Here is a 12,326-nt window from a genome sequence, read left to right on the forward strand (position 1 = left end):
TCTAGATCCTTCCCGCGCTCAGGCCGGAGTGCCGACGCCGCCCGAAAGGGTCGGCACGTCGAGGGCGGAGAAACCGTAGTGGGAGAGCCAGCGCACATCGCCGTCGAAGAAGGCGCGCAGGTCGTCCATGCCGTACTTCAGCATGGCCAGGCGATCGATGCCGATGCCGAAGGCGAACCCTTGCCATTCGTCGGGATCGAGCCCGGCGAATTCGATGACGCGGCGGTTGACCATGCCCGAGCCGAGCACTTCCATCCAGCCGCCCTCGCCCTTCGACGGATCGCCGCCGATCACGCGCTTGCCGTCGATCAGGGTGAAGCCGATATCCGCTTCCACCGAAGGCTCGGTGAAGGGGAAGTAGCTGGGGCGCAGGCGCAGGACGATGTCCTCACGCTCGAAGAACGCCTTCAGGAACGTCTCCAGCGTCCACTTGAGGTGGCCGAGGTGGACGTCCTTGTCGATCACCAGACCTTCGACCTGGTGGAACATCGGCGTGTGGGTGGCGTCGCTGTCCGAACGGTAGACCCGGCCCGGCGCGATGATGCGCAGCGGCGCGCCCTGCTTGAGCATCGTGCGCATCTGCACGGGCGAAGTGTGCGTGCGCAGCAGCATCTCGCGTTCCTGCGCATCGCGGTCCGGGAAATAGAAAGTGTCGTGCATCGCGCGCGCCGGGTGGCTTTCCGGCATGTTGAGCGCGGTGAAATTGTGCCAGTCGTCCTCGATCTCCGGCCCGGTGGCGACAGAGAAGCCGAGGTCGGCGAAGATCTCGGCAATCTCGTCCATCACTTGCGAGATCGGGTGGACGGTGCCGCGCGGTGCTTCGGGTGCGGGCAGCGAAAGGTCGATGGTCTCGGCAGCAAGCCGGGCTTCCAGCGCGGCGCCTTCCAGCGCATCCTTTCGGGCGGCGAGCGCATCGCTCACGCTTTCGCGCAAGGCGTGGATCTTCGGTCCTTCGACCTTGCGCTCTTCGGGATCGAGCTTGCCCAGCGTCTTGAGCAGGCCGGAAATCGAGCCCTGCTTGCCCAGAAACTCGACACGCAGGGCCTCCAGCGTTTCGAGATCGGATGCTTCCGCAATCCGCGAGAGCGCCTCCTGGCCGGTTGCTGCGTAGTCCACTGGTGTCTGCCTGACTGTTGCTGAATCTGGAAGCGCGGTCCTTAGGGGGCCGGCGGGCAAATCGCAACGCCGAGGGTAAGTCCCGCGACCATCATCGAGCCGAAAAGGCCGCTATCTTCCCATGAGCCGCGCATGGCGGGCCCGCTCTCGCATGAGGGGGCCTGTAACCGGCTTTTCAAGCTGCGCATATTGCCGCGGGGTCATGCCCATGAATGCGCGGAAATCGCGAACGAACTGCGCCTGATCGTGATAGGCCGCGTCGATCGCACCGATCCACTTGCGCTTGGGTTCCAGAGTGAACTGCTCGATACTGCGCAGGAAGCGCTGCCGACGCAGCAGGAGCTTGGGCGTGAAGCCGAACGCCGCCCTGCAGATACGCTCCACCATGCGGGGATGCGCGCGCACCCGGGCCGCGAGATCGGTTGCCGAGCGCACTTCCGTATCGGTCAGCGCATCGCAAAGCGCCAGAATCAGCCCCTCATGGGGCACGACGCGGCGGGGAACCGCCTCCAGGAATGCGATCAGCAGATCGAGTTGCTCACCGGGCGATTCTTCATGTGCGAGGAGATCGTAAAGCGGCCGCAGCCGGGCGAAAGCCTCGTCCTGATCGCCATCTGCGAGCACGTTCGCATAGCGATCGGCGGATACGCCAACCAGGGCGGCCCATCCCAATGGCGTCAGGCGAAAGCCCCACTGCCGCGCAGGCCCCATCGAGAAGCGCACTTCTTCCGAACGCGGCCCCGCTACGGTAAATCGGCAGCCGGCAATGGACGATCCGCTCCGCATCGTCCCCTCGATGCTGGCACCGTAGTGAAATCGCAAACTGGCCCAATCGGGAAACAATACGTCATGAAGACGCTCCCCCTCGCCCAGATCGATTTCGCAATAAAACAGCACCGAAACGTAGCGATCCAGCCCGGAAGGCACTGGACAATATTGTATTACCACCCTTCTTGCCGTCATTCCCTGTCTATTCTTCGCACCAGAAAACCCCCCATCCCCGGTCGTAAAGCCACTTCGACAGGAGCGCAAATACTTCGAAGGGCAAAAAAATTCGGGGCGCGGATGCCATCGCACCCACGCCCCGAATCATGTTCTTCGCGATCGAGAAGCCCGGCGGCCAGCGCCGGTCTTCATCGGATCAGGCCGGAAGAGCGGCCTTCGCCTGAGCGATCACAGTCGAGAACACCGAACCCTCGTTCATGGCGAGGTCGGCCATCGACTTGCGATCGAGCTCGATGCCGGCAAGCTTGATGCCGTGCATGAACTGCGAGTAGGTCAGGCCTTCGGCGCGGACGGCAGCGTTGATACGCTGGATCCAGAGCGCGCGGAAGGTCCGCTTCTTGATCTTGCGGTCGCGATACGCGTACTGGCCGGCCTTTTCGACGGCCTGACGGGCAACGCGGATCGTGTTCTTGCGGCGGCCGCGGTAACCCTTGGCCTGTTCCAGAAGACGCTTGTGCTTGGCGCGGGTGGTAACACCCCTCTTGATACGGCTCATCGGTCAGTACTCCTCAGTTGAGCCCGTAGGGCGCCCACTTTTTGATCGTCTTGGCATCGGCGTCGGAAATGACTTCGGTGCCGCGATTCTGGCGGATGTACTTGCCGTTATGGCTCATCAGGCGGTGGCGCTTGCCGGCAACGCCGTGCTTCACCTTGCCGGTGGCGGTGAGCTTGAAGCGCTTCTTCACACCGCTCTTGGTCTTCAGCTTGGGCATTTTCGTCTCCTTTCACAGGGACACGTCCGGTCAGCCATGGCAGCCCTTTTCGCCAGGCGGACGCGCGAATCTCTTTGGTAAAGACTCAACCGTGTCGATTGAAGCGCGGGCCTTTAGTTGGAGAAGGGCCGGATGGCAACCCCTGCAACGACGCCTGCAGCGCGCGCCCGCCGTCAGGCACCGTTTCGCGGTGTCGTGAAGGCCTGCCGTCCGGTCCGCTCCAGCCAGGCGAGATAGTCTCCGCCAAGGATGGGCCGCGATCCGCCGGGAAGTTCGATGCGCCAGAGATAAAGCGCCGCGCGGGTCCGGCGCCCTGCCTGCGTCCGCACCGGCAGGCTGGCCCGGCGATATTCCCGCCCCTCGTACCGATCCAGCGTCGCCAGGTCGCCGGGTCTCAAGGCAAGCTCGCAAAGCGTTCCGCGCACGCGTGCCGCGGACTTGGCGGGCACGAGCGCCGGAAACCAGCCGTTGCCGCCGCAGACGGCATGGATGTGCCCCGGCACGCTGGCCGGTTCCCCGCGCACCATCCGTTCGGCAACCCAGCGCCCCATCCGCGTACCGGCGTGGGGCTGCAGGGTGCCGTAGACGAACAGCCGCAGCGTGCGCGCCTCCCGCGTCAGTGGTGGCAGTCCAGCGCTTCGACGACATCCTCAAGCCGCGCAGGATCGCCCAGCGCCAGGACGTGCCCGTCCGACTGCGCGTTGAGCGGTTCGCCGTTCCAGTCGCACATGGTGCCGCCCGCACCCTCGACCACCGGCACCAGCGCCGCCCAGTCGTGAATCTTGAGCCCCGCTTCGCACACCACGTCGAGATGGCCGGAGGCGAGCAGGCCGTAGTTGTAGCAGTCCCCCCCCATGACCATGCGCTTGTGGTCGGTCTTCGCCGCCAGCGCCATGAAGTGCTCGCCCTGATGGTCATCGAAATAATGCGGACCGGTCGTCGCCAGCATGGCCTCGGAGAGTTCCCGGCACGAACGGGTCCGCACTTCCTGCCCGTTGAAGGTGGTGGCGAAGCCGCTCGCGCCCACCCAGCGTTCGCGCAGGATCGGCTGGTCGATGATCCCGAGCACGGGCCAGCCATCTACCAGCAAGGCGATCAGCGTGCCGAAGATAGGCCTTCCGGCAATGAACGAAACGGTGCCGTCGATCGGGTCGAGAACCCAGGTCCGGCCGGACGAGCCTTCCTCCGTGCCGAACTCTTCGCCGATGATACCGTCGCGCGGCACTTCTGCCTTGAGAATGCGCCGCATCACCTCCTCGGCGGAACGATCGGCCACGGTTACGGGCGAGGCATCGCCCTTTCGCTCGATACCGACGCCGGATCGGAAATGCGGGCGAATCGCGTCACCGGCGGCATCGGCGAGGCGCAGGGCGAGGGCAATGTCGTTATCCAGTTTCATGCCCCCGCTCTGCCCGTCGCCGCGCGGACTGGTCAAGGGACCATCGAAAAAACCCCGGAAATGGGAGAAAACAGCACGCGTTTTCGCCTCTTATATGGTTTTCCCACATTGCAGCCGAAGCGCGAGGGACCTAGTTTTCCGGTGCGGGGAGCGTCACTCAAGACGGGCAGGGCATGCACTACAGAATGCGTCCGGCAATCGACAGGTCGATCGCGCCGGAACAAGGGTTGCCCCGAGAGGGTCAGCCGATCAGTTACAACCGGGCTCCGGCGCCGGACCTCGCCCCCTGGATCTCACGGCTCTACGTGACCAGGATTGCGGCGCCGGTGGATCACACCGTTTCCTGCGGCCTGCTGTGCGACGCGGCATTCCTGCGCGTCCAGCTTGCCGGCCTGTGGGAAGCCCGGACCGCCGACGGCCGCGTGGAAGCGGGAAACGGGGCGATGTTCTTCGGTCCGCATTCCCGCCGGATGCCGATCGCGATGACGGGAAGCTTCATCAGCGTCGGGATGGCTTTCCGGCCGGGCGCCTGTACCGCGCTGCGCGGTCCGCATATCGCCGAATATGTCGACCGCATCGTCCCGACCGACGCGATCGGGATGCCCTCGGACCAGATACTCTCGATGCTTCCCCCGGATGGCGAACCGGAGGACTGGCTCCAGGCCATCGAGGACATCATCCGTGCGCGGGTTCTGGAGCTCGGCTGCGAAGCGCCCGATCCGGTCACCGCCCGCTTCGAAGAAATCTGCTACCGCGATCCGACCAAGACGGTGGGCAGGGCCGCGATCGAATGCGGCGTGGAACGACGCAAGCTGGAGCGCGTGATCAGCCGCGATTTCGGCATGGCGCCCAAGCAGGTCCTGCGCCGGGCCCGCGCGCTAGACATGGCAAGCTGCCTTCGCGGTGTGGCCGACAGGGAGGAAGCGGACGAGATCGCCCTGCGCTACTATGACGAGAGCCACCTCATCCACGAATTCACCGAGCTGTTCGGGATATCGCCCCGCCAGTTCGTGATAACGCCCCAGCCGATCCTGACGATTGCCCTGGAATCGCGCCAGTCCCGGCGGCTGGAAGCGCTGAAGCGGCTCAGGCCCGGACAGAGCAGGCCGTGGGAGTGACGCGGAACGCAAAACGCCTCCGGCGCGTGCCGGAGGCGTTTTTGATCGCAACGTTCCACGTGTGACAATCGCCTCCCGAGGGAGGCAGATGCCGATCAGTCGAACAGGCTCGAAACCGAGCTTTCGTCGGCGATGCGGCGGATCGCCTCGCCGATCAGCGGCGCGATGGTCAGGATGCGGATCTTGTCCGACTGCTGCGCGGCTTCGGTCGCCTGGATCGAATCGGTGATGACCAGTTCCTTCAGCGCCGAGTTGGTGACGCGCGAAACCGCCGCACCGGACAGCACGCCGTGGGTGATGTAGGCGGTGACGCTGGTGGCGCCTTCGTCCATCAGGGCCTGCGCGGCGTTGCAGAGCGTGCCGCCCGAATCGATGATGTCGTCGATCAGGATGCAGGCGCGGCCCTTCACGTCGCCGATGATGTTCATGACTTCCGACTGGCCGGGACGGTCACGACGCTTGTCGACGATGGCGAGCGGCGCATTGTCGAGGCGCTTGGCCAGCGAACGGGCGCGCACCACGCCGCCGACGTCAGGCGAAACCACCATCAGCGACTGGTCGCCGTAGCGGGCCTGGATATCCGCCGCCATGACGGGGGCCGCGAAGAGGTTGTCGGTGGGGATGTCGAAGAAGCCCTGGATCTGGCCAGCGTGCAGATCGACCGAGAGCACTCGGTCGGCGCCGGCTTCGGTAATCAGGTTGGCGACCAGCTTGGCCGAAATCGGCGTGCGCGGACCGGGCTTGCGATCCTGGCGGGCGTAACCGAAGTAGGGGATGACCGCCGTGATGCGCTTGGCCGAAGCGCGGCGCAGCGCGTCTATGCCGATCAGCAGCTCCATGAGATTGTCGTTCACGGGATAGCTGGTGGGCTGGACGATGAAGACATCCTCGCCGCGCACGTTCTCGTGGATTTCGACGAAGATTTCCTCGTCGGCGAAGCGGCGCACCGCCGCATCGGTGAGCGGCAGTTCGAGATACCCCGCGATCGCACGAGCGAGCGGAAGGTTGCTGTTGCCGGACATGATCTTCATTGCGAATCCCCGAGACGGCCGATTGGGCTATGGCTGAACGCGCCCGCCTCTAGCCATGAGTCATCGGATTGCAATAGAAAGCGGCGCTTTTCACCGTGAAGCCAACGCGAAAAGGCCGGCCCCGGATATCCCGGAACCGGCCTTTCGAATGTACAAGTGCTTGATTGGAAAAGCGCCCCGCGCCCATCCATCGCGCCGTCAGCCGTGACGGTGTTCGCCCTTGATCCAGCGCACCGTCCCCGAGCTGGCCCGCATGACGACACTCTCCGTCGTCATCTTGCCGCCCTTGAGGCGCTTGACGCCGGAGAGCAGCGAACCATCGGTAACGCCGGTGGCCGCAAAAATGCAGTCGCCCTTGGCGAGATCCTTGAGCGTGTAGATCCGGTCGAGATCCTCGATGCCCCACTTGCGGGCGCGGCTGCGCTCGTCATCGTTGCGGAACAGGAGCTTGCCCTGGATCTGGCCGCCGACGCAGCGCAGGGCGGCCGCCGCCAGCACGCCTTCCGGTGCGCCGCCGGAGCCCATGTAGATATCGATCGTGGTGTTCTCGTCCGTCACCGCGATCACGCCGGCCACGTCGCCATCGGGGATCAGGTGGATGCCGCAGCCGATGTCGCGAAGCTCCGCAATCAGATCGGCATGGCGCGGACGATCGAGCACGCAGACGATGATCTCTTCCGGCTTCACGCCCTTGGCCGCTGCCACCGCCGCGACGTTCTCGGTCGCGGTCTTGCGCAGGTCGATCACGCCATCGGGATAGCCGGGGCCGACCGCCAGCTTCTGCATGTAGACGTCGGGAGCGTTCAGCAGGCCGCCCTCTTCGGCAGCGGCAAGGACGGCCAGCGCGTTCGGGCCTGCCTTGGCGGTGATCGTCGTGCCTTCCAGCGGATCGAGCGCGATATCGATCTTCGGACCGCGATCCGGGGCGCCGCCCACCTTCTCGCCGATGAACAGCATCGGCGCCTCGTCGCGCTCACCCTCGCCGATGACGACGGTGCCGTCCATGTAAAGCGTGTCGAAAGCCTTGCGCATTGCCTCGACTGCGGCATGGTCCGCAGCCTTCTCGTCGCCGCGACCGATGAGATGCGAGGCGGCGATCGCCGCTGCCTCGGTTACACGGACCATTTCGAGCACGAGAACGCGGTCGAGAACTTTACTTGCAGGAGTCTTGTTTTCAGGCATGTTCACTCCGGATTAATCCGAGGAGGAAAGGTTCGGGGAGCGGCTTAGACAGAGGAATTTCAATTGTCGAGAAGATGGCGGATACTATTCGCAATCGCATTGTCAGCCCCCGCTCCGGCGATCGCACAGGTGAATACCGGCGGCGCCACGACGACTTCAGGCGCCGGTTCCAACACCCCCTCCATATCCGATGAAGATCGCGCCGTGGCGCAGAAGATGATGTCCCAGGGAGGCCGGATAACGCCGGAATCGGCCCGCAAGCGCTGCCTGCGCGAAGGCCGTCCGGGTGAAATCGTGGTCTGCGCCCCGGACGAGGAAAAGTACCGGATCCCGTCCACTTCGCAGGAAGATCCGGAATCGCCGCAAGCGCTGAACGACGGCAGGCTCCATCCGCCCGACGTTGCCGGCAACGGCATCTTCAGGGGCAAGGCCACGATGGGCGGGATGTGCCTCGTGCCGCCCTGTCCGAAAACGCCCTACCTGATCGATCTGTCCTCCATCCCGGAGGCGCCGGCAGGCTCGGACGCGGACAAGATCGCCAAAGGCGAGATGCGCGCGCACTGAGGGGAGCGAAAGACTGGCGGGAGCGAACGGGCGCATCATGGCGCCCGTTCGTTCTCTCACCCCTCGATGATCTGCATCACCAGCGGCCGGGCGGTCAGGCTGTCCGATCCGTCGAGGATGCGCAGCGCTTCGTTCACGGCCGATTCGGGGCCATCATGCGTGACGATGGCAAGGATCGCCTCGCCAGCCTGCTCGGCCTCGCCCTTCTGGATCATGCTGGCGATCGAGACGCCGGCATCGCGCATGGCCGCCGTGATGTTGGCCAGCACGCCCGGACGGTCCGGCACGGTGAAGCGGATGTAGCACCGTCCGCGGCGGTGCCCGGTCGGCGCCGGCTCCATCGCCTCCAGTTCGCCCTCGGGCATCGAGAACGCCGCCCCCTTCTCACCGCGCGCGATATCCATGATATCGGCAACGACGGCGCTGGCGGTCGGCCCGTCACCGGCACCGGCACCCTGGAACAGCAGGCGCCCCATGAAATTGCCCTCGGCGACAACCGCATTGGTCGCACCATCGACATGGGCCAGCGGATGGTCGAACGGCACCAGATGCGGATGGACCCGCTGGAACAGGCGGCTGGAACCGTCTGCCCGGTCAACCTCGCTCATGCCGATCAGGCGGATCACATAGCCCAGCGAACGTGCCTGCTCGATGTCAGCAGCCTTCACGCGGGAAATGCCGGTCGTCTCCACCGCATCGAAGCGCAGACGCGATCCGAAGGCGATCGCAGCCAGGATAGAGAGCTTGTGCGCGGCGTCGATGCCCTCGACGTCGAAGGTCGGATCGGCCTCTGCATAACCCATGCGCTGGGCCTCGGCGAGAACATCGCCAAAGTCGCGCCCGGTATCCTCCATGGTGGACAGGATGTAATTGCAGGTGCCGTTCAGTATGCCGTAGACCCGTTCTATGGCATTGGCTGCAGCGCCTTCGCTAAGGCCCTTGATCACCGGGATTCCGCCCGCCACCGCCGCCTCGAACTTGAGCGCAACCCCAGCCTTTTCGGCAGCGGAAGCCAGTTCCAGGCCATGGTGCGCGATCATCGCCTTGTTGGCGGTGACAAGGCCCTTGCCCTGGCCGATGGCATTGCGCGCCAGCGCCAGTGCAGGACCGTCCGAGCCGCCGACCATCTCCACCACCACATCGACATCGGGGCGAGCGGCAAGCGCAGCGGGGTCGTCTACCCAGTCATAGCGCGAAAGGTCGACACCGCGATCCTTCGTGCGGTCACGCGCGCTGACGGCGGCAATGCGAATCGGCCTCCGCGCACGGCGGGCAATCAGTTCGGCATTGGTCTCGATGAGACGGACGACACCCGTGCCGACGGTCCCCAGACCGGCCAGCGCAATATTCAGCGGTTCAACCATGGAGTTCCCTTTCGGGAGCGGCACCTAGGGGAGCCTACGGCGAAATTCCAGTACCTTCGCGCTCCCCATCGGCGAAACCTCTCGCCGGCCCGGCTCAACCCTGCCCGAGCGTCCTGCGGCACGGGCCGAGTTCGCCCAGAACCGTGCGATAGTCGGCATCGGCCTGACGGCGTTCCTCGATCCCCTCGGAAACATTGGCGCGAGGCGGCGGATTGTTCGGCAGGAAGCAGGCGAGCCGATACCATTCGATGGTCTCGGGCTGTGGCGGATTGCCGATGTCCGCCACCAGCTCGGAGAAGGACACCCCCCAGGCCGGAGGCGAGCCCGGCTCGTGATGGACCGTGATCGAAGCAGCCGCGCCTTCGCGGGTGTTGAGGAAAATCTGCGTCTCCCCCTGTCCCGCAAGATTGCCCGGAACATAGAGCAGTTCACGTACCCCGGTGATGTGCACAGGCGCGTCGGGAGAGAGCAGCGTCTTGAGAATGCCCCTCACGCGCGCTTCCGCCTGATCGGTCCAGACCTGCTGGGCGGTCGGCGTCACCAGTTGAAGCTCTCCGGGCCGCCCCGGAACGGCGCGTGCGAACAGCAGAACGTCCTGCTTCTTGAGATTCGGTGCCTTGCCCCTGGAATCGAGCGGCAGGTCGACCAGATAGACGAGCGATTCGCCGATCGGGGCCTTGCCGGCGATCAGCGCACGGGTCTGGGCCGTGACATAGAATCGCCCCATTCCCGGCGCCCGTCCCGGCGCGCGTTCATCCTCGACACGGACCATTTTGCGGACCTGCGCCTTAACCACGAGTCCAGCCGATTCGGAGAGATCGGCGATGTCGGCGAAAGTGGGGCCGGATGCATCCATTGCGGGCGCGGATGCGGTTAACTGCGCCAGGGCCGGAACTGCCTGCACGGCCAGCGCAACTCCCCCGAGATTCGCGACAAGTCGGTGCAACTTCGATGACATGCGAGGCAAACTCCGTGGAAAAGGCCAGCCTATAGCGGCTTGGGGCTCGGCCACAAAATCCCCCTTTTTCGATTGGAACTTATCCGCGCTGAATTGACCGTTAACGATTGACGTGCCGATAAGGCGTTGCACATGTGCAACTGCCCGGCTAAGAAACTCGCAAAATGGGGCCAAAAAACTAAAAAGTCCCACGGTTCGCCTCCCGTAAAATGTCAACGGAAAGGCTGACTGTCAGCCGTCAGGGTGGGTAATTTGGAGTTTCGTCATGGACCTTGCCTCCGGGTGAGGGCCATGGGCGCCCTTGGACACGTCCGGCTCGGGCTTTTCCGGGGCTTGGTAATGGAGTGATGCGTTTGAATGGCTTACGCTGACCAGCAAATGAGCGGTAACAAGATTACCGCGCTTGTCATTGTTGCGCTGATCCACGTCTTTGTAGGCTATGCGCTCGTCACGGGCCTGGCCTACCAGGCTGCGCAACAGGTCATCAAGAAGGTGACCACAGTCGACATCAAGGAAGAGAAACCGAAGGAGGAAGAGCCGCCGCCGCCGCCGCCGGAGCCGCAGGAAAATACCCCGCCGCCTCCGATCGTAGCGCCGCCGCCGCCGATCAACATCGCCCCGGCACCGCCGCCGGTGCAGACGGTGATCACACCTCCGCCGGCACCGCCGGTGGTGATCACGACCGCGGCGCCCCCGGCACCGCCGGCACCGCCGGCTGCGCCTCCCGGACCGTCAAAGGCTCGCGGCGTTTCGCCGAAGGGTCAGGCTGGCTGGGCTGCCCGCATTCAGAACAACTACCCGACCAAGGCTGCTCGTGAAGAGCGTGAAGGCCGCGTCGGTGTACGCGTTGCGATCGGTCCCGACGGCAAGGTCACGAGTTGCTCCGTCACTTCTTCGAGCGGTAGCCCCGATCTCGACGAAGCGGCTTGCGACGGCATGACCCGTTATGCGCGCTACAACCCCGCGCTTGACGATGCCGGCAACCCGATCGCGGGCAGCACTTCGACGGCGATCGTCTACAAGCTCAACTAACTTCTGACTGGTCGGGCCCACACCCGCGCCCGGATCGGTCCCTGCATTCTTCTTGAGAGGTAAATCGCATGCTTATCGTTGATATCCTTGCCGCCGCGGGCGATGCCGCGCCGCAGAACAAGTTCGGTTTCATGGAAGCCCTCCAGGCCGGTGGTTTCATCTCGTATGCCACCGTCATCATCATGGGCATCATGTCGTTCGGTTCGTTCTACATCCTGTTCACCAAGTGGTTCGAGCAGGCCAAGATCATGCGCCAGTTCAACGCAGTGCGCACCACCTTCTGGAAGGCCCCGACCCTTCGCGAAGGCGCAGCCAAGCTCGAGAAGAACAGCGCATGGCGCCAGCTCGTCGACGACGGCATCGCCGCTGAAGACCAGCACGCCAAGATGACCGATTCGCTCGAAGCCCATGACTGGATGCACGCTTCGCTCGCGCGTTCGGAAGCTTCGATCAACGCTCGCCTTGCACAGGGCCTGCCGTTCCTCGCCACCGTCGGCGCAACCGCACCGTTCATCGGTCTGTTCGGTACCGTCGTCGGCATCTACCGCGCCCTGATCGCCATCGGCATCGCCGGTTCGGCTTCGATCGACAAGGTTGCCGGCCCCGTCGGTGAATCGCTGATCATGACCGCACTCGGCCTGATCGTCGCCGTTCCCGCCGTTCTGGCCTACAACTACCTGCAGAGCCGCAACAAGCGCATTGCAGAACTGCTGACCGGCTTCTCGAGCGACGTTCTCGCGAACATCAACTCGCGTGGCGCCGTGAAGCCCCTCGTTGCTGCTGCTCCGGCGAAGCCCGCCGCCGCTCCGGCCAAGCCCGCCGCTGCCCCGGCCAAGCCGTAAGC

14 protein-coding genes are annotated in these 12,326 nt (G+C 64.6%); 4 read left to right on the top strand and 10 right to left on the bottom strand.

Going from position 1 to position 12,326, the window contains the following annotated elements; translation table 11 throughout:
* Positions 1-18: 18 nt before the first annotated feature.
* The 6 genes from pheS to hisN form a co-directional block, all read right to left on the bottom strand.
* Positions 19-1,116: a phenylalanine--tRNA ligase subunit alpha gene (pheS, locus tag ACLIMP_RS02370; RefSeq protein ID WP_132468651.1), complete on the bottom strand. Its 1,098-nt coding sequence runs from the start codon at positions 1,114-1,116 to the stop codon at positions 19-21.
* Positions 1,117-1,227: 111 nt separating this feature from the next.
* Positions 1,228-2,043: a helix-turn-helix domain-containing protein gene (locus ACLIMP_RS02375; protein ID WP_054442173.1), complete on the bottom strand. Its 816-nt coding sequence runs from the start codon at positions 2,041-2,043 to the stop codon at positions 1,228-1,230.
* A gap of 214 nt (positions 2,044-2,257) precedes the next feature.
* The gene (gene rplT / locus ACLIMP_RS02380) at positions 2,258-2,617 is read right to left on the bottom strand and encodes a 50S ribosomal protein L20 (protein WP_054442172.1); all 360 of its coding nucleotides are present in this window, start codon (positions 2,615-2,617) and stop codon (positions 2,258-2,260) included.
* Between the two features lie 13 nt (positions 2,618-2,630).
* Entirely contained in the window at positions 2,631-2,834 is a 204-nt protein-coding gene (gene rpmI, locus ACLIMP_RS02385) for a 50S ribosomal protein L35 (RefSeq protein WP_021232722.1), read from the bottom strand.
* Between the two features lie 173 nt (positions 2,835-3,007).
* Positions 3,008-3,463 (bottom strand): gamma-glutamylcyclotransferase family protein, encoded by a 456-nt coding sequence (locus ACLIMP_RS02390; protein ID WP_443478155.1) that lies wholly within the window; start codon positions 3,461-3,463, stop codon positions 3,008-3,010.
* Positions 3,451-4,233 carry a histidinol-phosphatase gene (gene hisN / locus ACLIMP_RS02395; protein ID WP_054442170.1) on the bottom strand — a complete coding sequence of 261 codons (783 nt, stop codon included), beginning with the start codon at positions 4,231-4,233 and terminating at the stop codon, positions 3,451-3,453. The genes ACLIMP_RS02390 and hisN overlap by 13 nt, the downstream gene beginning before the upstream one ends.
* Before the next feature lie 173 nt (positions 4,234-4,406).
* Here hisN and ACLIMP_RS02400 point away from each other — a divergent pair, with 173 nt between their 5' ends.
* On the top strand, positions 4,407-5,351 hold the full coding sequence (locus tag ACLIMP_RS02400) for a helix-turn-helix transcriptional regulator (RefSeq protein WP_324697310.1): 945 nt from the start codon (positions 4,407-4,409) through the stop codon (positions 5,349-5,351).
* 95 nt (positions 5,352-5,446) lie between these two features.
* On the opposite strand, the gene ACLIMP_RS02405 is transcribed toward ACLIMP_RS02400, so the two are convergent.
* Both ACLIMP_RS02405 and glpX read right to left on the bottom strand, forming a co-directional pair.
* Positions 5,447-6,382, bottom strand: coding sequence for a ribose-phosphate pyrophosphokinase (locus ACLIMP_RS02405; protein ID WP_054442168.1), 936 nt, complete (start codon positions 6,380-6,382; stop codon positions 5,447-5,449).
* A 198-nt stretch (positions 6,383-6,580) separates the two neighbouring features.
* Positions 6,581-7,564, bottom strand: a complete 984-nt coding sequence (glpX, locus tag ACLIMP_RS02410) for a class II fructose-bisphosphatase (RefSeq protein WP_054442289.1) — start codon at positions 7,562-7,564, stop codon at positions 6,581-6,583.
* Between the two features lie 129 nt (positions 7,565-7,693).
* Between glpX and ACLIMP_RS02415 the strand changes: the two genes are divergently transcribed.
* The gene (locus tag ACLIMP_RS02415) at positions 7,694-8,128 is read left to right on the top strand and encodes a hypothetical protein (RefSeq protein ID WP_231636304.1); all 435 of its coding nucleotides are present in this window, start codon (positions 7,694-7,696) and stop codon (positions 8,126-8,128) included.
* A gap of 56 nt (positions 8,129-8,184) precedes the next feature.
* On the opposite strand, the gene ACLIMP_RS02420 is transcribed toward ACLIMP_RS02415, so the two are convergent.
* Both ACLIMP_RS02420 and ACLIMP_RS02425 read right to left on the bottom strand, forming a co-directional pair.
* Positions 8,185-9,492 carry a homoserine dehydrogenase gene (locus tag ACLIMP_RS02420; RefSeq protein ID WP_054442287.1) on the bottom strand — a complete coding sequence of 436 codons (1,308 nt, stop codon included), beginning with the start codon at positions 9,490-9,492 and terminating at the stop codon, positions 8,185-8,187.
* A gap of 94 nt (positions 9,493-9,586) precedes the next feature.
* Positions 9,587-10,450 (bottom strand): hypothetical protein, encoded by an 864-nt coding sequence (locus ACLIMP_RS02425; RefSeq protein ID WP_420719853.1) that lies wholly within the window; start codon positions 10,448-10,450, stop codon positions 9,587-9,589.
* A 357-nt stretch (positions 10,451-10,807) separates the two neighbouring features.
* Here ACLIMP_RS02425 and ACLIMP_RS02430 point away from each other — a divergent pair, with 357 nt between their 5' ends.
* Both ACLIMP_RS02430 and ACLIMP_RS02435 read left to right on the top strand, forming a co-directional pair.
* Positions 10,808-11,482 (top strand): TonB family protein, encoded by a 675-nt coding sequence (locus ACLIMP_RS02430; protein WP_054442167.1) that lies wholly within the window; start codon positions 10,808-10,810, stop codon positions 11,480-11,482.
* 68 nt (positions 11,483-11,550) lie between these two features.
* Positions 11,551-12,324: a MotA/TolQ/ExbB proton channel family protein gene (locus tag ACLIMP_RS02435; RefSeq protein ID WP_185998402.1), complete on the top strand. Its 774-nt coding sequence runs from the start codon at positions 11,551-11,553 to the stop codon at positions 12,322-12,324.
* Positions 12,325-12,326 lie beyond the last annotated feature (2 nt).

This window comes from Novosphingobium aeonii (genome assembly GCF_052279045.1).
In the GTDB taxonomy this organism is placed as follows: domain Bacteria; phylum Pseudomonadota; class Alphaproteobacteria; order Sphingomonadales; family Sphingomonadaceae; genus Novosphingobium.